Source organism: Myxococcaceae bacterium (genome assembly GCA_016000045.1).
Taxonomy (GTDB): Bacteria; Myxococcota; UBA727; order UBA727; family JABDBI01; genus AER2-1.
Genome location: JAECQY010000010.1, coordinates 25,522 through 48,822 on the forward strand (window position 1 = coordinate 25,522; position 23,301 = coordinate 48,822).

The window sequence follows — 23,301 nt, forward strand, 5'->3', positions numbered from 1 at the left end:
ACACTAGGGCTTTGTTAGTAAATATCAACCGGGTGGCCAAGAAAATGAGCGCCCTGAAAGCACGTGCATATGCAGGTGGAATACGCTCTGCCCCGCTTCGACACCGGCATTGATGGTGAGACGAAAGTCACGTTCTGGGTTGAGCTCTTGTGCGAGCAGAACCATCTGACCGATCAAAGCGCTTTGAGTTTGGGAAATCGTTTTGGCCGATTCAATGTGTTCCTTCGGGATAATCAAGACATGCTTGGGTGCCTGAGGGTGGATGTCTTGAAATGCAATCAGCGAATCGGTTTGAGCGACAATTTGAGCCGAAACATTGCCAGAAACGATTTGGCAGAACAGGCAATCGCTCATGCCAATAACCTTTCAAGGGCATAAGCGGCGTTTAGCAAGTCGCTTTCCTGGAAGGGTTTGCCAATCAGTTGCACGCCGATGGGAAGACCTTCATAAGACCGGCCTCCAGGGATCGAGATGCCGGGTAGCCCCGCTAAGTTGACAGGAATCGTGAAAATATCTGCCAAATACATCTGAAGTGGGTCTAAGGCTTTTTCACCGAGCTTAAAGGCCGGTGTTGGAGCAGTAGGACCTAAAATGACATCGACCTTTTGAAAGGCTTGGCGAAAATCTTCGGCAATTAAACGGCGAACTTTTTGCGCTCGAACGTAGTAAGCATCGTAATATCCGGCGCTTAACACGTAGCTGCCCAATAAAATGCGCCGCTTGACTTCCGTGCCAAAGAGTTGCCCACGGGTTTCTTCGTAGACGGATCGAAGCCCGCCTTCTTCGCCCAGTCGTGGGCCGTAACGAATTCCATCGTAACGGGAAAGATTTGAAGACGCTTCGGCCGTCGCAATGATGTAATAACTGGCCAAAGCGTGCTGCGTGTTCGGCAGAGAAATCTCTTGAAGGCTCGCACCGGATTTCTCTAGGCGAGCGATCGTATCCTCGAGAACTGAACGAACTTCTGGGGCTAGACCTTCAACAAAGAATTCTTTGGGGACTCCGATTTTCAGACCTTGCATGCTGTCTGTCAGCAAGCTGGCATAGTCGGGCACCGGGAGATCAACGCTGGTGGAATCCGAGGGATCGTGGCCGGCGATGCCCTGCAAGAGGTGAGCGGCATCTCGAACACCGTGCCCCAAAACACCCACTTGATCCAAGGAGCTAGCGTACGCAATCACACCGTAACGAGAAACCCTTCCGTAAGTCGGCTTGAGGCCGACGATCCCACAGTAGGAAGCGGGCTGTCGAACGGAACCACCGGTATCGGTTCCGAGAGTTCCGTAGCCCATATTTGCCACAACGGCCGCTGCCGAACCACTGGAAGAACCGCCCGGCGTATGGGTGGGCTTAAGAGGGTTTCGGCAAATTCGATAAGCGCTGTTCTCCCCAGAAGACCCCATGGCGAATTCATCTTGGTTCAGCTTTCCGAGTAGAATAGCGCCTTGTTTCTTCAGTTTCTGGATGACGGTGGCATCGTAGGGCGCCACATAGTTCTCAAGAATTTTCGATGCGGCTGTGACAGGCATGCCTTGGCAAAAGATCATGTCTTTAATCCCCAGAGGGATCCCGTCTAAGGCACCCAGAGTCTGTCCCTGAGCTCTTCGTGCATCGGATTCTTGAGCACTTTTCAGGGCCGATGCTTCGGCAACGTGCAAGTAACAACCCAACTGCTCATCGTGAGTGCGAATCTGGCTCAAACACGCCTTCGTGAGTTCGACACTGGAGGCTTTTTTTTCGTTTAAATCGTTTATGGCTTCAGAAAGTGTTTTCATCGTGTGCTACTCAATAATTTTGGGAACTTTGATCAGACCTTCTTCAAAGCCGGCAGAGCCGCAGAGCCCTTGTCGGCCAATTCCGGTCATTGCGACGTCGGAACGTTGAAAAAGTTCGATGGGAACAGCATGAGTCATGGGTTCGATATTCTCGACCGACAGATTCTGAAGGCTGGTGATATGGCTTAGGATTTGTTCCAAATCTTTTTTGCGATCGTTCAACTCCGCTTCACTGAGGGCCAGCCGCGATAGCCGAGCAAGCTTTTGCATATCTTCGAATGAAAAATCCATAGGTAGCTGCTAGCTCAGTCCATCCGTCTCTGCAAGGCCAGGCAAGGCATCCATGACAAGCTGCGTGCTTGGTTCGTCTGGGTTTGGAGTCAAAAAAGCGTCAAAAAAAGGATGGCTGCATTCCAAAGAATAAATCTGAGACTGCAGTTCAAAACGAATGGAACGAGCGTGTAAGGCCTGCCTGGGCAGTGGCAGCTGAGATAGGTCCGCGACGCCTCGCGTATAAGCATCGAAAAAATCTTCTCCCATCGAATACAGTTTATCGCCTACAATGGGGAATCCTTCTAAGGCTAGATGGGCTCGTATTTGGTGTTGGCGGCCGGTTTTGGGTTTGCATTCGACCAGCGTCCAATCGGTCATAGGGTCGTAACGCAGAGGGCGAAAATAGGTCTGAGAAGCAAATCCTGAAGAGTCTTCGATCATTTTAATGGCAACTTTGCCGCGTCCGCCCTGTAAACAAAGAGGCCGAGCACAATCGATTTCCCGATCAAGGTGCCCTTCGACGAAGGCCCAATAGGTTTTTTCGACTTGACCCTTCATGAAGGCTTGCTTCAAAGCGGAGTCAGTCGCTCGATTTTGACTGCAAAGTAAAATGCCACTGGTCTCGCGATCCAAGCGGTGGCAAGGGTGAATGGGTTTTCCTGGAAAATGGGTTTTGAGCCAGTGGGTGACAGTCTGATACAGGTATCGAGCACTTGGATGTATGGCGATATTGCCTGGTTTGTTCAGAGCCAGGATGCGTTCATCCTGGTAGAGGATCGGAATGGTAAGATGCTCGATGTCGGAAGAATCGGGTGGGACTCGCCAAAGCTCGACCCAATCGCCTGCTTTGAGGCGACGCGATGGTTTGAGGAGCTGTTGTTCTAGCCGAAAATCCCCCGATGCAATCACCTTTTGGGCTTTGGAACGGGAAATTCGACCGATGTGGTAAACCAGGTAATGATCGGCACGGATTCCGCTTAAAGAATCTGGAATTTTCCAGCGTTGAACCACTTTATCGGACAGAGCAAGCATCAAAACGGGCTACAAGCTTTCCAGATTGGTTGACGGTCCAGGTATCTTCGTCAAGATTTTTTGCGATGGCTTGCAGCTCAAATGCGTGCCCATTCGCAAAAACGGTCTTATAGGTGTAATTCAGATCGTTTGACTTTACGAGACTTTGCTCGATCAAAGTCTCTAAGCTTACATAGTGTTGATGGTGAGCGTAGTAGAATTTCTCAGCCTGGTAGAGGTGACTGAGCCAAGCCTTGGCTTCGCTTTGTTTGGATCGGCACTGGAATAGCTCGTATTTGGGCCACGAAATAAAAACGAGGATGAAAACGATGAGTCCTGAGACCGTCCACTTGAGTGAGCGCCAAACCATGTTACCCGGAGTTACCATGAGAATTTTGTTTTGGCTAATCCCTGCCCTGTTCGTTTCAAATATCATTAAGGGACAAGAATACGGGGTGATGCTCGATGCTGGAAGTACTGGCACACGGCTATACATCTATGAACGAAGTGGGGGCGCGATTCGGCTTTTGGAAAAACGCCGGATCAAACCCGGTATCTCGACATTCTCTACGAACCCGGAAGGGGTTCAGAACTATCTTTTGCCTTTGATTCAATTTGCTCAAGAAAGGCTCTCACCGTTGACCGAGCTTTCTCAAGTTTCGATTAAGCTTCAAGCGACGGGAGGGGTTCGAGCTTTGTCCAAGGCAGAGCAAGAATCCGTGATTCAGTCAGCTCAGAAAGCCTTGGAGCGGTCAGGTTTTGACCGTCCTGTTGCGGAAGTGATTACGGGAGAGCAAGAAGGAATTTATCAATGGATCGCTTTGAATTACCTGCGAAAGACTCTGGGGCCCAATCGTCAGATCCAAAAGAAACGAAAAAGCGCAGGATTGATCGAAATGGGAGGGGCATCTTTGCAAGTGACTTTCTTAAAAAACGAACTCGTTCAAACGGAGTCACTGGATTCGCAGCTTTATTCGGTCAGTTACGATGGCTTTGGTGAGTCCAGCGCTTGGAAACGTTTGGGAGAAGAAGCTTGCAAGGAGATACCCTTGAGCTATGTTCAGTGCAGACGCTTTATTGCCAGCAAGCTTCAAGAAATTCGCCAACCCAAGCTCAAAGGCGAGTTTTATCTGGTGGATAATTTTGAGCAACTCGCTTCTTTATTGAAACTCAGAACCATCTCTTCCGGTAAATTGGACAAACTGGGACCCTCGATATGCCGAAAATCATTGGCCAGCCTTAAAAAAGAGTTGCCTTTGGAGTCTGACTACTACCTTTCAAAAATCTGTTTTGATACCGCTTACATGTCCGTCGTTCTGGAAAAGATTGGGTTTCACAGAAATCGTGAACTCATGGCGACCAAAAATATCGAAGGCACTCCTCTCACCTGGACCTTGGGATCGCTTTACGATCACACGGTTGCGAAGAAGTTAAAAAGCGAGTAATTTCGGCCTACCTTTATGCTCAGCCCTATTTCATATCGTAAGCTTATTGCTTTGGTGTTGGTTGTGTGTATGGTTTCGGGTCTCGGGTATCTTGCGGGAAAAACGCCCGAAGTTGTGCGAATCACGATTGCTGAATTAGTCGCTGATTTAAAGCTGAAACAGGGTATTCAACTGGATTTTCAGGACATTGCTATCGAAGGTTTTTTAACAGCTCGAGTCGATCATTTTCGCCTGATCAAAGAAGACATCGGCTTATTCGTTCAAGCCAAAAGCGTGTCCTTTCGATTGGCTCCTTTGAAATATTTAATAGATGGTAATCCTGTTAGCCGAATTGAGATTGATACGCCGGAAGTGATGGCCAAGATAAACTTCGATCAGAAACGCTCTAAAGTGGCATTGGCTCACCCTCCATTCTCAATTAGCGAATTGATTATTAAACGAGGTAGGGCTGAGATTAACCTGAATGGGCAGATGGTTCGGATCGTCGATTTGGATACCAATCTGGCTCTGACTCCTCGAAACGTAGCTTTGAATCACTTAGCGATTGAGTTTCCAGAGCTCAAAATCGATGCCGTTGGCAATGTTCGATACCATCACAAGCAATATCCAGGGCTTGGCAGTGATGTTCGGATTCGTGTGTCCGGCAAGCTTGAAGAAGTCCCTGAGATTCGTCGACTGAATATGCCACTGAATGGCGAAGTCGGGATTTTGGGCCATCTTCGCTATCCCTCCATTGAACGAGGATTCGAATTCATGGGGGAGCTTAAAGCCATGGGCATTCGAATCGACGATGTCAAGATTGCTTCGCTCAAGGGCTTGGCATTTGTGAACCAGGAAAGACTGGAACTCAATAACGCGAAAGTTGAGTTTGCAGGAACGGAGTTGGGGCTTGCCGCCCAGTTAAAGTTTGACCAAAATTGGCAATTCTCTGCACAAGTGAATGCTCAAAATGCTTCGCTCTACGACTTATTGGAAGATTTGGGGATTCAAAAAAGTTGGGCAGAATTAAAGTTTGGAACGGTCGGTTTCGTTCGAGGGCAAGTCAAGCCCTTTTTTATCCTTGAAGGGCATGCCAAAGGCCTCGCGCGTGATTTAAAAGTTCAAAGTCCCAAAGCGAATATTTTCAATACCGCTTATCCCATTCAGTATGAATTGGATCTCGGAGCAGACCGCGAAGCTTTTCATTTTTGGAATGTGCGCTTGCGAGACGGTAGAACTCAGGCACGGATCGATTGCGATCTTTTTTTTAACAAAAAGGGTATACGGCTCAACGCGGATATCCCTCGGCTACAATTGGATTCCATACACAATCGAGTGGCATCCAACACTTATCACGGAAGTGGGTCGGCTCATGTGTCCATCCAAGGGCTTTACCAGAATCTCTTCATCCAATCGCCTTTCCAAATGGCTGATTTTCGTTTTGAAGGGATTTCTTTAGGGAATTTAAGTGGCGATTTTCAATATCAAGACAATGCTATTCGAATCAGCAAGGTAGAGGCGCAAAAGAAGTCGGTGCGCTATACAGGGGATCTCAAAATTTCTCTCAATGGACCGACTCGTGTGGCGGCTGATGTTCAGGTTCATAAAGGTTTAGTGGCCGATTTGCTGGAGCTTTCTGTGCCGGGCGAGTTGACTGGAAAAGCTCGATTTGAGGGACCGCTTGAGAAAGGATCTCTTTCTGAAATCTCGATTCAGTCGGACTGGGTTGTTGCACAAGGAGCGACGCAGACGCTGTGGAGTCTCAATTTGTTGAAGGGCGCAGGAGACTTCAAAATTGAGCAGGGTGTTTTGGACCGTTCGCTTTTGCGCATTCAGATTCAGAACGATCGCTTAACGGCCAAAGGTTTTATGACCCCTTCCCAAGCTCAAACGGAACTGTCGCTTGATCTGTATGACACGCTTCAATACCGTGTTCGCATCCATAAACCCTTTGGTTCTTTGGATGCGTTCTTAGACCTGCCGCCTGTACTCCAACGCTTAGAACCCAAAGCCGGTCTTAAATTGAGTGCAGCCGGGAGCTTGCAGCGACCGCAAGATAGCCGTGCTGAATTATCCCTTTACCCAGCCTTATTCTATTTGGAAAATCTTAAAATGATCGCCAGTCGACCGATTGAAGCTCATTACGATCAGGGGAGTCTGAAGCTATCCGAGGTCCAATTTTCGAGTGCACAGGGGGATAGGGTGACAGTCAAAGGAACCGTTGATCGCACAGGTCCACAGATTGACTTGAACGTGCAGGCCGATTTAGGGGCGTTGGCCCAATTAGATGATCGGATTGAAGGCGCTTACGGCGATTTTAAAATGGATTTGGCGATGGCTGGGACCTGGAAAAACCCCTTGCTGCACGGTAAGGCTTCGATAGCTCCGGATTCTTACCTTTCTTTGCGAGACTACCCACCAGGCTTAACCCATGTTGGAGGCGAAATTCAATTTATGGGAGACGAAGCGCAAATTGCTTTAGCCGGGCAAGCAGATCAAGGCTTGCTTCAATTGGCAGGCAAGATCGACTTAGCGAAGAGGTCTTTTGAAGATTTGCGCTTCATACTCGCAGATGTTCCGGTTTACTACAGCACTTTTTTGACCGGAAACGCGAATGGATACCTTAGGCTCGGGGGTTTATGGACGGAGCCGACTTTATCCGGTGATCTTCAGTTCTCGGATATGTTGCTGACTCAAGAGCTGGATTCCCTCTCTTTTCGCCCAACGCGATCGAGTTTAAAGCGTCAATCCATTCCACTGGACGTGAATTTAGGTCTTAAGGATGTCATCCGGTATGAGAGTCGAACGTTTAATGGAGAGCTGAGCGGTCGGCTAAAATTGCTGGGTAATACCAGTTCTCCTAGCCTGGAAGGAGAGTTAAACGTGCTCTCTGGAGAGGCTTATTTCCGAAGCCACCATTTCCAAATTCACAAGGCTCGGGCGAGTTTCGATAATCCTTTTCGGATCAATCCCAAAATAGACGTTGAAGCGAGCAGTCAGATATTGGACTACGATGTGACCGTGCGCGCGCAAGGAGACTTGGCACACCCGAGGCTCATTCTTTCCTCCAAGCCTTCTTTAGCTCAAAACGAGTTGATGAATTTAGTCCTTTTTGGATTTGTCGGAAGAAACTATCAAGATCATTTGGGAGTTGCACGCAGTGCTGGTCTTGAAGCGATTTCGATGGCATCGGGTCTCGGAGATAAATTTTTGAAATTAATGCCAGAAGGCAGTTTTGATGAGCTGCGTTTAGGGACTTTGTACAATCAAATGGGCGGGATCACCCCCTCCGTCGTTTTGGGCATGCAGGTGTTTGGAAACCTGCGTCTGCGCTTACAGACTTCACTGGTTCAGAATAATTTGGGTAATCGAGAAAAGCGAATCGAGCTTGAAAAATACATGAGCCGTCGTTGGCGATGGCGATTAAATTGGGATTCTGAAGGCGTCACGAATTGGGGCGATGCGGGTGGCGACTTTCGGGTTCGATGGGATTTTTAGTTTGCGATGAAATACTTTTTTTACTGTACCTTATTTTTTTGCTGGGCTGTTTCGGGAAAGCAAACCCTTCGTATTGAAGGTGCGAAGTCCATTCAGTCCCATTATCTTGACCGGCTGATTCAAAAAAAATTAACTTCTCGCACTCAGGGCAATGGTCGGTTGTTTGAGCAAATTCAGTCCGAAATCGTTAATCATTACCGAAAGCTCGGCTTTATTTTTGCTAAAGTCGATCTTTCCAGGGTTTCTGGTACTCAGTTGCTTTGCCGCATCCGCGAAGGCAAGCAAATTCTCGTTCGAAATATTGAGGTTCAAGGGTCTACTTATTTCTCAGCAAAGCGGATTCGAGACCGAGTGCGAGCCTTTGTCTTAGAAAATGCTTCTGGATACGATATTGCCGTAGTCGATCGAGCTCAAATTGATCAACTCTTAAACCCAACTCTGGCGAATCAGAAACAGCCATCGCCTGTTTTTTTTGAATATGGCTTTATGCCCTTTGATAAAAGCTTATTTTTGAAAGCCAAAGCAGAGCTCGAGGAGCTTTACATTCAAAGTGGTTTCCTGGATGTCCAAATCTACGGTCCCAAGGAAAGTGAAATTGAAAATGATCATTGGATCGATTTGCAATTTCGAATCGATGAAGGAGTGCAGACTCGAATCCGAGCCATTGAATACCGCGGAGCTTCGGTCCATTTAAAGGATTCAGCCATACGCGTGGGTGACCCATTAAGTTCTGAGAAGGTCGAACAACTTCGAGTTCAACTCATCGAGCATTTCTGGAACGAGGGGTATCCAGATGCAACGATCGAACAGAAAATCGAGGACTCCAAACTGATTTTTAAAATTCAAACGGGAGAACGCGTTCAAATCGAAGAAATTCGTATCCAAGGCAATCAGGTGACCCAAAGGCCTTTGATTGAGTATTACCTTAAAATGAAGCCGGGCGATTGGTTCTCATGGGAGAGATGGATGGAGAGCCGATCCAGTCTTTTGCAGTTGGATCTCTTTTCGGAAGTCGAGCTGTCCTTAGAAGGGCGTACGCTGATGGTAACGCTGAAAGAACGAGAACGGAATTCATTGGAACTGGGCGTGGGGGCTTCGCTGGTAGATGGGCCTCGGGTGTCGGGACTCTGGCAGTATCGCAATCTCTTGGGAAAAGGACTGGGATTTCGGATTCGAGGGCAACTTAATTATCCTGCTGCTTTTTATCTCCTGCCTGTCTTCTACCCTCTTCCAGTCCAAGAGGCATTGAAGAGTCAAACATCCAACTACTTGGCTGGGAAAGCGAATATGGGTCTAACTTATCCTCAAGTGCTTGGGGTGCCATTTGATTTAAGCGCAAGCTGGGACGCAGGGTATTTAAGAGACTTAAAACCAGCTTACATTCTGAATAGCGCTTCCAGCAACGGCTCACTCCATTCTCAAGTTCTTAAAAATTTGAGGCTAACCGGCCAAATGGAGATCGAATACTCAAATTTTACCTGTTCTGCGTGTGCGTTGGGAGAGTCAAATCAAAATATTCGAGCGGATGAAGGAGTGGTGCTTCAGGCAACCCCAAGATGGATAGGGTTTTGGGACGGTCGAGATAGCGCTTTGTTGCCTCGAAAAGGATACTCCATTCAACTGGAAGCAGATTATGGGTTTGGTCTTAAAGATGCAACGGTCGGTATTTCGTATTTTAAAACTCTGTTGGCAGGCAGTACTTACGTACCGATTGTCTCGTCTTGGACTTGGGTGAGTCACCTGCGCGGGGGAGGGATTTGGAATCTGAATCAGGGAAACTACGTTCCAATTTTCAAACGGTTTTATTTAGGCGGGACTTCCAGTGTTCGAGGATTCGCAGAAAATCAAATTTTTCCTGCTGATGCTTCCAATACCTCTGGAGTGAGTTTGGGCGCTAACTATTTTGCTTTATGGCGGAATGAACTTCAGTTTCCCATCCAAGGGGATTGGCGTGGGGGTTTGTTCATGGATGCAGGAGAATTGCTCAAAGATATTCGACATTTCTCGCTTCAATCTCTGTCCGTTGGAACCGGTTTGGGTGTGCGCTACGAAACACCGATTGGGCCTCTAAGCCTGGATTTAGGGGTCCGTGTTCTGGATGCGCATCCGATCAACTATTCAGATGTTTGGAGTCTTTTGCAGTTGCACTTTTCAATCGGAGATACCTTGTGAAGAGAGTGATTGGTTACACCGAAGGAGAAGGAGTGGGGCCGGAACTTTTCGCTCGGGTCTTTCGAGAACTCGATATTCCTTCTTCTGTGTCTTTTAAGCGATGTTCCAATTTGATGGAGGCGGTGAATCGAGCTCAAAGAGGAGAGATTCAGGGGCTTGTCACGGGACCCGTCCACAAAGCTTCTCTTCAAAAATTAGACGGCCAATCTTACGCCGGTCAAACAGAATTTTTGCATGCTTATTTAGGCGTCGATGAAGAGCCTCCTCTCATGGTATTCATAGGAGGGCCTTTTGTATTGGGTCTTGCAACTGTACATCTGCCGATCTCAAAAGTTTCAGATGCTTTGACCAAGCCACTTTTAAGAGCAAAATTGCATCGGCTGCTGAAAGGCTCTTCAGAGTATTTTAAAAAACCGCCTCAAGAAGTCCGCGTGGCGATTCTAGGGCTCAACCCTCATGCGGGCGAGTCTGGCCTGCTGGGAACAGAGGAAATCGAAGTGATCGAACCTGTGGTCGCCGAGTTTCAAAACAGCGGTTACCGAGTACGGGGGCCTTTGTCTGCGGATGGATTCTGGCTTCATCATCAAGGCCAGTACGATGCTGTGTTTTCGATGTATCACGATCAAGGCTTAGGGCCTTATAAGCTCTTAGCGGCAGGAAAAGCCGCCAATGTGACTTGGGGTCTTCGGATTCCGAGAACGAGCCCGGCGCATGGAACGGCCGATGAACTCGTCGGGACTGGTCTCGCTGATTCGGGTTCATTGGAGACTGCAATTCGATTGATTGTATGAATAATGCAGCAGATCGATTCGAAGCCTTGGCGTTTGCTATTTAGAACATTATTTTTGGCAAATGGGTTAGCTCAGAAGCTTCGCTTTAAGCTAAGTTTGCTCTCAGATCCCGACAGCTGACGTTTCGGTTCTTTGTAAATCCTGTGTAGCTAACACGTTCCAGTCTCAAATGCTTTGAATCCAGACACAAAGTATTTACAGTCCTAAGTCAACGGTATAGAAGCAGATTAGATTGGTGTTTAAATCACCTCGTTAATGAGAGGAGCTTACTCGTTCTATGAATCGAATCTTTTCTGTTGTTTTGCTTGTTTCTGTTTCGTCTACGAACCTAATGGCCTGGGGCCTTGTTAGAGAGCGTCCTGTTTGGCTTCATGACGCTTTGGCCGAGACTGCTCGAATCGGTCAACAAATCCGAGAAAGCCTGCGAGAAGTGAAATTCTTTTCTCTGGGATCGGCCTTGACTCCCCTGGGCCGTATTGGCGCAAACTACCATGAACAGATCAACGAGCGGTATAAGCGTATCAATGCACTGCGCCGAGAAGCTCTGAGCAAGCGGCAGCAGGGAAAAGCTTCGGAGGCTTTGGAAGCTGAAGAAGAACTTTTGGAACTCATCGAGTTGGGAGCACTGCCAGAGGGGCTTCAACAAGAAGAAGCTTCGCAACTGAATCTGGACGTTATGGAGGCAGCTCCGGGAAAGTTGTTTTTGTTTGGGGATGGGCGCGAGCATTTGGTACCAGGCGTGCGCCTGGCCCCAGGTCAGTCTGCCAGTTCAAGCTCTTCGCCTACTAGTTCGCTCGCAACTCCATTGCAGCCCCAGGATTTGGCTTCGGATTGTCATGAGTGTCATAAGAAATTTAGCTTCTTTAAACGAAAATACAATTGCCGTGCCTGCGGAGAGATAGTCTGTTCGGATTGTTTAGTAGCTAGCATCCCTACTCTGGGTTATCCGGATTCTAAGAAAGCATGTGGAAGTTGTGTAGAAAAATATCGAAAGACTCAGCAAGTGCGTCCACAAGCGGAGCGTGTTCAAGAGCTGGTGAGTGAGTTTGAGCAACAAGCTAATGTGAATACATCGACCCGAGACACGATTTTGAGTGCTGCTGGAACAGTACTGAATAGTTTAAGTTCTATGGTTCCTGCTCCTTTCGATAGCGTGGTTTCTATGGCTCAAAATGTGGTTTCTTTGGCTCAAACAGCAGCAAGCAACAGAGCCGAAAGCGAAAGACTTGCTGCCCGTATCTCTCGGATTAATATGGCCATGATGAAACTGCTGAAAGAAGGAGACACTCCTTTGGCTCAGCGTGCAGCCAATGATCTCAAAAAAGTGTTTGAGGATGCCATTAAGCTGCTTGAAAAATTCCAGCAGGACTCAAATAGGACCTTTGTGGAACGCGTCCAGGCTACTTGGCAACAATACTCCTGTTCGACAGCGGATCAGTTTAATTCGATTCACAACGACTTAACTATGATTATGAATGATCGTCAGTTTGCTTTAACGGTGGATCAAAAAAATCGTATGCAAGCCCCTAGTTTGGACGAGATTAAATCCAGTTTTCAGGAAGAGCTCAGTCATGTATCTGAGGAAATTAAACGTCAAAGTGAAACCATGGGCCACCGGCTTACCCAATTGGAAAGCAATCTGCAACACTACCTGGATGAGTTTTTACACGTCCAATCTAGGCCAATTTCTAGTCTATGTAGTTTCAAAAAATTTTTGGAATTAGACCCGCATAGCCTAAAGCAAGTCCTGATCGGATTAGCGCTTCCGGAATACGAACAGATTATCAATTTCTTGCATAGTAAGATGGTTACCGGGCAGTGGTTTATGAATGAAGAAAACAAAGTTCGATCTATTATTGAAGGTGGTATGTCCGATGTACAAGCCGTGAAAGACGCATATTCTGAGTCTTATAAGTGTCTCAAACACACGGTTGTTGAGCGTTTTCAAAAAGAACTTCAGGATTTGAATATGAGAGCCCAAAATTTTCCAGCATTAGAGAGGCAAGAGTGTAAAAATTTAGAGATGGAAGAATCTACCGATAGACATTTATTGATTTCTGGCTTTATAGAAAGAGCAGCTTCGTTGCTTTCTGATGAAAACCAGCTGTTGCGTGAATCTGTCGCTTTAGAAGAGCAAAGATATCGATCCAGTCTGGAAGGGCAGGAGTTTGAAGAATTAAGTGTTCGTCTAAAAGCAGCAAAAATGGTGCGAACCCCTCCACGCAACGTGTCGTTGGCCCATAAAGAGCAATCTATTGCTGGGTTTAAACAACTTAGAGGTTTAGAGTGGCGAGTATACCGAGGTGATAGAATTGAAGATTCCAGGCAAGTACCTATCATCGAAAGTGCAGAAGTAGATGCGGTGGCGGGGAGTGTAGCCAATGCAGGGTGGCGTTTGCCAACCATCTGGGAGTTAGAGAATCTATTCTTGGAAGGACGAAGCGCTGATTTTCAAGTAGATTTAAATTTTGCTTGGTCAAGTACTTTGATCGATGGTGTCGCGGTCATGGGAGACAAATGGCGCCTTAATTTGCTAAATGGAGGTCTTTGTTCCCGGTACCTTGGATACAGAGGAATTATTCTTTTTGTGAGAGAGCTGAAGAGCGAACGAGTTAGAACAGGCCGCCTGGCAGCGATGAGCCGAACAGGAAGCTGGGAAGACTTATGTAATGAATAATGAGCGTAGATAGGAGTATTGCTTTTGGAGTTTGAATAAAACTGTTCAGGCTGGTGTAGGGGTCTTAGGGGACTCAATGAGCAGGAGAATAATTGGCACACACAAAGCGATGTGCTGGAGCTGAGGGTGGTCAGTGAAAATCACTTTAATTCTTGTTCTACTTACAAGCCCAGCATCAGCGAGCTTGCTTTGGGATGGTGATTTCTCGGAAATCTTGAGCGAACAAATAGGAAATCTCACGCAGTTCAAGAATCGGCTATACTCTTCGGAAGAAGGGTTTCAGGTCAAAAAAGTTTTGCAAAGCCTCTTGAATCTTACTGCACCAGTCATTCAACGACAGCCTGATTTTAGAAGGCCGTTTGAACTGAATTGCACGGTTTTATTTCAAGAGATTATTCGGCAAGTGATGTGTGATGTGGCATTTGGACGACACGAGTGGCTTGATGAACCCACCACGTGTGTACCAAGCTTATTCGGATCCAATGGGCTGCCCGAGCTGTTGCGTAAAAGTCATGTGCTACAAGCTCGACTGGCAGTTGGAGATGAATCGTTTCAGCATCCCCAGGTACAGTATTGGTTGTATTTTCAGTTGCCGGAAACGACATCCCATTCCGCAACAAAAAGTGAATTCATCGCAGATATAGGTAGCACGAGTGAATCGATTTCCAACGCACAAACTAAGACCGTGTCTAGTGGTAATAGCCTAATCCGATCTCTAAGTACGAGTAAAGCTCATTCGGAAACCTTGAAACCAACCGATTCGTACGCATCAACCTCTGCGAGTTCAACTCCAACCGGCTTTGAATCTTCGAGCGTGAAAAATAGTAAATCGATAACTAACAGTAAACAAACAGAGTCTATGCTCACTAGTGCTGTGCAGGGTTCTGAGACTAATACACTGTCCTTTTCTCTGATCCCGATGCTTCAGCTCTATTTTATGGATTTAAACGGCAATATTTCCTGGACCTATGTAGAAGGCGCCAACAGAACCGTAACGTGGAGTCGTATTTTAGTGCCGTCGAGCTCTTTTTTCTGCGAGTCATTTTCAATAGATACAATTAATAGCGTCCTTTACTGCGCAAAGGGTTCTTCGATCGTGTCGGGTAGGTTGAATTCTTACTTTGATCCAGTACCACCGACAAGCTTTGAAACCGTTTTAACTAGCCATAGCAAACCCATATATGGGGTCTTCGCTGATGTAGTAAATGGATATCTCTATTACTGGGGATGGGGCGGTACAGGATCAACTTGCTATTTGAATGTAACGAAGTTTGATTTCGGTAGTTCTATGGTGCTTGGAGAAGATAGAACTCTGTTAAATGCAACATCTGGCTGTGTGAATCTTGAACAGATTTCCATGGACTCTTTGAATAATAAAATATACATATCTCAATTGAGTGGAAATATCAACTATGCATGTACGATTAACTCGAGAAATCCAGTAAATATTACGGATTGCAGCAACGTGTGTTTCTTCGAGTGTTTCGAGGGTATAGCGTTATTTAGAAATCAGATATTCTGGAGAACTCAAGGATCTTGCGGAATCAACAGCTCAACATTGACCAACATGTCAGGGGCTCCACAGTTAACAACAATTGAAACATTCATAGACGACCCGTCAAACAAATTTTTAGGCTGCGATTTTGGTGGAGATGGAATCATTATTGTTGCCCGGCCATAATAAGGCGCTAGTGAAAAATTCATTATTGGGTCAAAATTTGTTAAAACAAGCCACATAGTCTGGGGCTAAACATCTAGACAGTTCAGCACGTAACTTGATGTCGCAGGAAGGCTAAACCGTTTTTGGGGTCCAAGGGTTGTCCAAATGCTATGGTGTTTGCAGCTGAGTAAAAGCCGACAACACAGGAGAAAATGGGATGACAGAACTATTTTGTATTGTTGACGATTTTTGCAACTGCTACTTGGACTATTTTTGTCGACATGTGTGTTCAGAATTTCCAACCCATGTGGATAGCTGGCGAAGGTGGGAATCACGTTTGATTACCTCGATAAAAAAGAATAGGAAGAATAAACGGATGCCCTTGTGGGATAAAATCATGCTCCAACGATTTCTGATCGAAACGGTTCAAAGATGAGATGCTGGTTGAACAGATGCGCCATCGCAGTCCAACCAATCTTCTGCTTAAAGCGTGCTTCTTATCGAGAGTCGTCTAAATCACACAAGCCAGAAGTTCCTTCAGCCACAATATCGTTTCGCTTTGTGACTGAGCGGCAGTTCCCCTGGTTACTGCCGCCCTCTGTTCGGACGAAATCATCAATTAAGTTTCAGAAAAGTTGTGTTTTAAACGCCAGTCCTTCATGGTAGACTCAAAAGGACGTTCCCCACCTACAACTTCGTTACTGCAGAGCGTTGTGATAAATAAGTCAGAGGCCAAAACAGTCCCGTCAATGGTTTCTAAGGTGTATTTTTCATTTAGAACGATTCTAGCCAAATTCATCACTAGAAAAATCTCGCCACTTGAGCCAATCATTTTATCTCCAATAACTAGATTTTCTGCAGAATCGATACTTGTATCGCCATTATCCTGGACTAATATTAAGCCGTGTTCTGGTGTAACCATAACTTCACTGTGATTATCATTTCCAATACCTTGAAGTGTAATCCGGATGAACTCGAATTGACCTTCTGTCCTAATATTTCTCAAAACTTTTGTCCAAGATGGTTTTTTATTTTTTACAGTCAAAACCATGTCTCCTGAAGTAATATTTTCTATTTTATTTTCCACTATTTCTTTGTTGTGAAGAACTTTTATTTGTGTTTTTTTTGAGAAACAAGCAGCTGGAATAAATATGGTAGCAGCACAAGCAACCATGCACATAGGAGCACACCCTTGAATATCATAAACAAGACCATATTGCTTTGCAAACGAAGAAGCGCCCACTGCTGTACATGCGATGCAGCAAGCAGGCCAACATACCTCACCAGCTTTTGCTTCTGATGAAACAAATAAAGAATTGGCAATCAAAAATACAAAAAAAAGACGCGCTAAAATAAAATTGTTTTTCACTTTTAACTCCTATCTAAATTTCTATGCATTTTCATCGAAGTAGAAAAAATTCAAATTCAAATGCCTATGCTTTCAATACGCCTCCTACTTTAGATAGCAAGTACTTTTTCCAAATCAGATGATGAGCAATCAATTGTTCCGTCAGTCTTCTCGCATTCGCACGTTTCAAATGATCCAAATAACTCCCTCAACAAGTCCTGAGTGCTTCGATCTTTTGGTAATCTAATCGGTAGGCCTTCTAGAAAATGTTGGGGGTGTTTGTAAACCAATCCCATCATGAGGTCGGTCCCAATGATAGCTCTTGGTAAAATCATTCAACACCGGTCGCAGTTCCTGATTGAGAGCTACTGGATCAAGAGGGCTTATGCGAAGCTTGTTTATCGGATAGGTCTGGTAACCGTGTAGGTACTTCATCTGCCTAAAAGAGGCTCCTTTGGGCTTGTGTTCATAACTTCCTAATAGAGCTTCTTTTTTTATTCCGCCAGTCTCACATGCGTTCGAACCTTGTCACAGCAGCAGATCCAGAGTATTTTTGGTGTATGATCCGGTACAAAAATGTCTTGCCAGCCATGCCAGCAGGTTCTAAGTGTGAGTCATTGAATGAAATGGTTGTTGTCGCGTTTAGGGAGAGCACTTAGAGTGTATCGAGAAAGCTGCTTCAGATCTGAGCTTTCGTTTGCACTCCTGCCCACGTCGGGTGGGTGCGGGGTAAGTGATCATTTTAATTGTATCATATTTGAATTTAAGTATAATATACATTTGATTCAATTTCACGTCCACGAGAAGGGGTGTGAACGATGAATCGATGTTTGGGTTCCTGGCTGTTATTGCTGTCTTTACCGGTTCAAGCCGGTTTTGTGCTCCGGGATGGCTTCTCTGAAGTTCTGAGTCAACAGTTTTCAAATCTGACTCAGCTGAAGAATCAAACGAGCTCTTTATCCAAAGAACTCGTCACACAAAATGCGATGAGAGGATTATGGTTTCTCATTGGGCCTCATCTTGAAGCCTTACCGGGTTGTTGTAAGAAGCCTTTTAGTTCAAACTGCTCTGTGTTTTTCGATGCCGAAATTGATCAGGTTGTGTGTGATGCGCAATTTGAAGAGGTTCAAGCAATTTCGACATCTTGCGAAGCCGAGCAACGGTTTCCAGTGGGTTATTTGGCGCAGTTACACAAGAGCAATATTCTCCAGACGCGCATTGTCGTGGGTCTGGCGCCTGTGCAACATCCACAGGCGATGTATTGGTTGTATGATAAATTGCCACCGACGCTTTCACAATCTGTAACACAGTCAAATTCCATAAGTGGCCATAGCGCTCAAACCGACACAGATTCCGCAAGCCCGATGAATAGCACCACAGGTTCTGTTAGCCCAAGTAGTCTCACAGAGAGTTTGTTGTCGAGCAGGAGCGTGTCGTTTAGCCCAACGGTTACTCCATCATTGGCTCCAAGCCATTCAGTTGGAACAGAATCTCTGTCTCATTCTCAAACTTTGAGTTCTACCCAGTACCCATCGTTCAGTACAAGCCTGAGTCCCAGTTCTCCCGTGGTTTGGAACCCTGAGTGGGCTAATTGGGATGTAGCCACGGGTGCCTATCGAGATGCGACAAATCAAACAGGGCGATACAATGAGAGCATTCCTGGTATTGTAACCGATTCGAGAACAGGGTTGCAGTGGCAAAAAGCGACCGCTTCTGGGGTGTGCGACTGGACAAATGCGACACAGTACTGCGAAAGTCTGATGCTTGGAGGACATGCGGATTGGCGGTTACCAACAGTTATTGAATTGCAAACTCTTGTTGACTACACAATTCATTGCATCGGACCCACCATTGATAGCACAGCATTTCCAGATACTCCTAATACTTTATTTTGGGCCTCAGATGCTTACCCAAACAATAGCAGTTTGCACTACTATGTGAGCTTTGGTTCTCATGATGGGCAATGCGGTGGTTTGGCTTGTACTCAAGGTACAGCACCTTGCTCTGTGCCGTACGTGTCATTATTTGCCTATTCACGTTGTGTACGCCCTGCGCGGGCGAATCAAGCTATTGACCGATATTTCGATGAGAATGGCGAAATTTTAACAAATTCTAGCTTACAGGTTCAAGATAAAGTTACAAACTTAGTATGGCAGCGTTTTGTAGCTGGAGCCTATAACTGGAGTGATGCGATATCTTACTGCAATAATCTTAATCTGGGGAAGTATGTATGGAGGCTTCCCACTATTAAAGAGTTATCAACGCTATTCGATATTTCAATCCCTTGGTCTAATCCAACAATTAACACAACTTCTTTTCCTGATACCCCAGCAACGGTGTTTTGGTCTTCTACGCTGAATATGGATGCCACAACGGCATGGTATGTTGTGTTTTGGGCTTCGGTCGTTGATTTTCGACAAGGTATCCAGGCACCCCATAGCGTTCGCTGTGTCAGATCTCCCGTTGTTGTCAACCCAGATTGGGCGAACTGGGACCAATCGCTCGGAGTCTACAAGGATGCGACGAATCAGACTGCGAGGTATATTGAGGCAGTAGCAGAAGTCTTAACAGATACGCTGAATGGGTTGCAGTGGCAAAAAACGGTTAGTGGTGCCACTTACAACTGGACAGCAGCTGCAGACTATTGCGGCAACTTGTTCCAATCAGGATTTGGAGATTGGAGATTGCCAACGAGGATTGAGTTGCAAAATTTAGTGGATTATACTGTAGGTTGTACTGGGCCAGGTCTCAATACTTCAATATTTCCTGAGACTCCCCCCAGTTATTTTTGGACTTCAACATCATCAGCAGGAGATTTGGGATATCAATGGTATGTAAGTTTTGGTGGAGATGCTACCTATGTTGGCTTTGCGTGGCGTACTGATATTGCTGACAAAGGCTATCTTCGCTGTGTCCGTCCACTATCCACAATCCAGCCATTGATTCGCTATACAGATGAAGTCGGTAATCCATTGGCAACGGGGAGTGTGCAAGTAAAAGATGTAAAAACGGGACTAATCTGGCAGCGAGCCTTTTCCGGAGTTTATAACTGGTTAACTGCTGAAGCTTATTGCAAGGCATTAGGTCTAGGTGGTCAAGCTTGGCGTCTTCCAAGTGTCAAAGAATCATCTACTCTCTTAAATACGGCAATACCCCAACCTGGCCCAACGATTGATACAGTAGCATTTCCAGATACACCGCAGTACGGATTTTGGTCTTCAACATCTTACAGCTGTGATTCTACGTATCGATGGGGGCTGGATTTTGCGGATGGTAGTATTGGCTTTGTGCACAATATCAACGACAGTTTTTATTGCCGCTGTGTTCGCGATGCAACTATTCCTGACCCTGAATGGGCCAACTGGGATCAATCGATGGGAGTCTATGAAGATGCTACCAATCAAACAGGTCGATTCGTCGATCAGGTTCCAGGTGTTGTTGTCGGTGATACCGCAACTGGGCTACAGTGGCAAAAACAGACTCCCCAAAATACTTATAATTGGACGGCTGCGCAAATTTATTGTGAGGAACTGATTCTAGGGGGTTACGCCGATTGGAGATTGCCGACCCATATCGAATTGCAATCCATATTGGACTATGCGATTTCAGGAAGTGGGTCTGCGATAGACCAGACTGCGTTTCCGAATTCTGCAAACAACTACTACTGGAGTTCCGTGTCTGTGCCAGGCCATCCTAGTCAGGCTTGGTATGTCAGTTTTGGGCAAGAAGCGTACTATTCAGGACTCATTTGCAGTCAAGCATTTGTTGGAGCATGTGACGCTGTCAATAGTCAAGGATACGTTCGTTGCGTAAGGCCTTTGGCAAGGGTTTCGTTGGTCGATCGCTATCGAGATGAATCTGGTTACCCACTTGTACCCGGGAGCACTCAGGTTCAAGATTTAGTGACGGGATTGACTTGGCAGAGAGGGGTTTCTCTTTCGAGCAATTGGTCTGAAGCAGTCGCTTATTGTCAAAATCTTACTTTGGATCAAAGTATCGCCAACCCTTATGCTTGGCGTTTACCAACGATTAAGGAATTGGCTACGCTAATCGATGTTTCAATTGCATCTCCTGGTCCAACGCTCAATGCAACAGTGTTTTCGTACACTGGCTTAGGACAGTTTTGGAGCTCGACAGTGGCTGCGGTAGATTCGATGTCTGCTTGGCGTACTGGCTTTGATATTGGCCGAGTTGGTTTACAAGGAATCGGTGCAACAGATGGCATTGCTCGGTGCGTTCGTACTCCAGTTATTTACAACCCCGACTGGGCGAATTGGGATGTGACCACTGGAGTTTACGAAGACCAAACCAACCAAACCAATCGGTATGCTGTAACAGAGCCGAACATCGTGGCCGATGGAATGACCGGACTAAAATGGCAGCAGTATGCGAGTCAACAAACCATGAACTGGACTCAGGCTCAGGCATATTGCGATGACCTTGTATTGTCGGGATATGCGAATTGGAGGTTGCCGACGCATGTGGAACTACAAATGCTGGTCGATTACACGCTTGATTGTGCTGGCCCTTCACTCAACCAAGGTTTCTTCTCCGATACGGATACAACAAGTTATTATTGGTCTTCCGATCCTTTGATAGGATACCCTGGATATGCCTGGTGGGTTGGTTTTGGTACGGGTGGAATATATGGAGGGCTAGTGTGCAGTCAGGGTTATAGTGGGTGTGCGAGACCATTTGTCACGGGTTTTGCTCGTTGCGTGCGCCCATTATCAGCTATGAGTTTGAACGATCGTTATGTAGTCAGCAGCACCCAGGTGATTGACGTTATGACGAGTTTAATTTGGCAACGAATTGTATCTGGAACTTATTATTGGAGTGAAATAGGGCTGCCAGGCTCTGCTCAAGCTTATTGTAGCAGCTTGAACCTTGATGGGTTTGTTTGGCGACTTCCAACAGTTAAGGAACTATCAACACTTCTTGACGTTAGTATAGCTCTTCCAGGTCCCACGATCAACACAACGGCATTTCCAGGCACGCAAAGTGTTTTTTGGACATCGAGCTCCTATAGTTGCCGTTCTTCCAACGCATGGAACATCAATTTTAACTCCGGTTATATTGTCAGCGGTGGTGTACTCATTACTGATTCATACTATGCTCGCTGTGTCCGCTCGTCGGATGTTGTTATGAACCCCGATTGGGCCAACTGGAACGCTTCAATTGGCGTTTACCAAGATGCTACGAATCAAACTGGGCGTTATGTTGAGGGTCGACCTGGTGTTATGAAAGACACGTTCACTGGGTTACAATGGGAACAACAAAGCGATATTGGTGAAGTGACTTGGGCCGATGCTTCTGCTCATTGTAGCAACTTGTTTAAGAGCGGATATGGAGACTGGAGGCTTCCCACGTTGATCGAGTTGCAGAGTCTTGTGGACTACACGCTTGATTGGAGAGGTCCGACCTTAGATGCGAGTACCTTTCCCAATACGCCTAGCAGCTATTTCTGGACCTCCACTCCCGTATCCAGCCAATTTGGAAATGGATGGTGGTACGTCAGCTTTGGCAATAATGACAGTCTTTCAAGTCAGTTTGGAGGCCTCATTTGCAGTCAAGGTTTTGGTGGAGGGTGCGCCAACGTTCCTATGCTAGGTTATGTTCGATGCGTTCGCCCGGGAAGTGCTAAAAATACAGTGGATCGATATCGAGATCAGGCCGGGGATGGATTAACACCGGAAAGCACACAGGTAAGAGACCTAGTTACGGGATTGATATGGCAACGAGCCGTGACAGGTCTTTACAATTGGAGTGCTGCTCAATTCTACTGCTTTAATCTCACCTTGGATGGTTTTTCTTGGCGTGTTCCAACCCTGAAGGAACTCTCGACATTGCTTGACGAAAGGGGAGTAAATCCCGGATCGACTATTAACCAAACTGCTTTTCCGAGCACTCCGCAGGATGCGTTTTGGCCATCGACGTGGGCGAGTAGTTTTTCGAACCCGTGGTACGTGGATTTCAATGCTGGAGCTGTTACTGCATGGGTTCTTGCTAATTCTCCATTACGCGTTCGCTGCGTCCGAGGACCTTAACTTCTCCCACCAATAACTTGGTTCCCTGAGAGGGTTTCTGAGCCCTTAACCATCTTGGATGCGAAACGGAATCCGCCAGGTCTGCGTCCGAGTTCCAGTCGCTGAAATCTCCGAAACAACTAGCGTGTAAAGCGTGTTTTTGAGAAGAAGCTTAGGTTTCAGTTCCAAAAGCGCTCGAGAGCCCAGTTGGCTCATTTGGCTTGTGCTTGGCAGAGGAAGCCCTTGGTGCCCAATCACCTCTATTTGAGGGGTGCTAGCTGTTTTGAGGTCTTGTTCCCAAAGAATGCTTTTAACCCCTGAAGGAAGCGTCCAAGGAGCCTTCAAGGTGTCTTGTTTGCGTAGGTCGGGGCCGCAAAGATCAACGGGTGAGTGGAACATGCGGCCGTTGCCTTGATAGCCTTTTGCTTGGGAACAAGCACCCTGTCTTTCACGGTATAAGGGTGGCAGATTTTCGTAGCGTGCGTAAAGAACAGGATGGGTGAGGGCAGGGGTCGCTTTGGATGGATCGAGGGTTAATGGAGACTGGCAGCTAATGGCCCAGAGAAAGTTCAACAAAAGGAGAGCATACATCAAATTGAACTCCTGAGTACATGCTCTTTTGTGGCGAGAGGAATACAGCCAAGTG

The 23,301-nt window shown here is 46.4% G+C and carries 15 protein-coding genes; 7 read left to right on the forward strand and 8 right to left on the reverse strand.

The features are described from left to right. Window positions 1-24: 24 nt before the first annotated feature. Genes I8H75_05990 through I8H75_06010 form a run of 5 tightly spaced genes read right to left on the reverse strand, consistent with a single transcriptional unit; the run spans window position 25 to window position 3,429 of the window. Entirely contained in the window at window positions 25-354 is a 330-nt protein-coding gene (locus tag I8H75_05990; protein MBH2006866.1) for an HIT domain-containing protein, read from the reverse strand. Continuing rightward, window positions 351-1,775, reverse strand: coding sequence for an Asp-tRNA(Asn)/Glu-tRNA(Gln) amidotransferase subunit GatA (gene gatA / locus I8H75_05995; GenBank protein ID MBH2006867.1), 1,425 nt, complete (start codon window positions 1,773-1,775; stop codon window positions 351-353). Before gatA ends, I8H75_05990 begins: the two co-directional genes overlap by 4 nt. A gap of 6 nt (window positions 1,776-1,781) precedes the next feature. Next, window positions 1,782-2,066, reverse strand: a complete 285-nt coding sequence (gene gatC / locus I8H75_06000) for an Asp-tRNA(Asn)/Glu-tRNA(Gln) amidotransferase subunit GatC (protein ID MBH2006868.1) — start codon at window positions 2,064-2,066, stop codon at window positions 1,782-1,784. 9 nt (window positions 2,067-2,075) lie between these two features. Next, entirely contained in the window at window positions 2,076-3,059 is a 984-nt protein-coding gene (locus I8H75_06005; protein ID MBH2006869.1) for an RluA family pseudouridine synthase, read from the reverse strand. Window position 3,060: 1 nt separating this feature from the next. Then, window positions 3,061-3,429, reverse strand: coding sequence for a hypothetical protein (locus I8H75_06010; protein MBH2006870.1), 369 nt, complete (start codon window positions 3,427-3,429; stop codon window positions 3,061-3,063). A 16-nt stretch (window positions 3,430-3,445) separates the two neighbouring features. Here I8H75_06010 and I8H75_06015 point away from each other — a divergent pair, with 16 nt between their 5' ends. The 6 genes from I8H75_06015 (at window position 3,446) to I8H75_06040 (ending at window position 15,302) form a co-directional block, all read left to right on the forward strand. Then, the gene (locus I8H75_06015) at window positions 3,446-4,504 is read left to right on the forward strand and encodes a hypothetical protein (protein ID MBH2006871.1); all 1,059 of its coding nucleotides are present in this window, start codon (window positions 3,446-3,448) and stop codon (window positions 4,502-4,504) included. Window positions 4,505-4,573: 69 nt separating this feature from the next. Further along, window positions 4,574-7,981: a translocation/assembly module TamB domain-containing protein gene (locus I8H75_06020; protein MBH2006872.1), complete on the forward strand. Its 3,408-nt coding sequence runs from the start codon at window positions 4,574-4,576 to the stop codon at window positions 7,979-7,981. A 6-nt stretch (window positions 7,982-7,987) separates the two neighbouring features. Beyond that, the gene (locus tag I8H75_06025) at window positions 7,988-10,153 is read left to right on the forward strand and encodes a BamA/TamA family outer membrane protein (GenBank protein ID MBH2006873.1); all 2,166 of its coding nucleotides are present in this window, start codon (window positions 7,988-7,990) and stop codon (window positions 10,151-10,153) included. Continuing rightward, window positions 10,150-10,944 carry a 4-hydroxythreonine-4-phosphate dehydrogenase PdxA gene (locus I8H75_06030; GenBank protein ID MBH2006874.1) on the forward strand — a complete coding sequence of 265 codons (795 nt, stop codon included), beginning with the start codon at window positions 10,150-10,152 and terminating at the stop codon, window positions 10,942-10,944. Before I8H75_06025 ends, I8H75_06030 begins: the two co-directional genes overlap by 4 nt. 277 nt (window positions 10,945-11,221) lie before the next feature. Then, window positions 11,222-13,621 (forward strand): FYVE zinc finger domain-containing protein, encoded by a 2,400-nt coding sequence (locus I8H75_06035; protein MBH2006875.1) that lies wholly within the window; start codon window positions 11,222-11,224, stop codon window positions 13,619-13,621. A gap of 133 nt (window positions 13,622-13,754) precedes the next feature. Beyond that, window positions 13,755-15,302, forward strand: coding sequence for a hypothetical protein (locus tag I8H75_06040; protein ID MBH2006876.1), 1,548 nt, complete (start codon window positions 13,755-13,757; stop codon window positions 15,300-15,302). A 598-nt stretch (window positions 15,303-15,900) separates the two neighbouring features. Here I8H75_06040 and I8H75_06045 read toward each other — a convergent pair. Together I8H75_06045 and I8H75_06050 are read right to left on the reverse strand one after the other, a co-directional pair. After that, window positions 15,901-16,650, reverse strand: coding sequence for a hypothetical protein (locus I8H75_06045; protein MBH2006877.1), 750 nt, complete (start codon window positions 16,648-16,650; stop codon window positions 15,901-15,903). Window positions 16,651-16,872: 222 nt separating this feature from the next. Further along, a complete protein-coding gene (locus I8H75_06050) occupies window positions 16,873-17,064 on the reverse strand; it encodes a hypothetical protein (GenBank protein ID MBH2006878.1) in 192 nt (63 codons plus the stop codon). 383 nt (window positions 17,065-17,447) lie between these two features. Here I8H75_06050 and I8H75_06055 point away from each other — a divergent pair, with 383 nt between their 5' ends. Further along, window positions 17,448-22,676 carry a DUF1566 domain-containing protein gene (locus I8H75_06055; protein MBH2006879.1) on the forward strand — a complete coding sequence of 1,743 codons (5,229 nt, stop codon included), beginning with the start codon at window positions 17,448-17,450 and terminating at the stop codon, window positions 22,674-22,676. 45 nt (window positions 22,677-22,721) lie between these two features. Here the strand turns inward: I8H75_06055 and I8H75_06060 are convergent, their stop codons facing one another. Continuing rightward, window positions 22,722-23,246 carry a hypothetical protein gene (locus tag I8H75_06060; GenBank protein ID MBH2006880.1) on the reverse strand — a complete coding sequence of 175 codons (525 nt, stop codon included), beginning with the start codon at window positions 23,244-23,246 and terminating at the stop codon, window positions 22,722-22,724. Window positions 23,247-23,301: the final 55 nt, after the last annotated feature.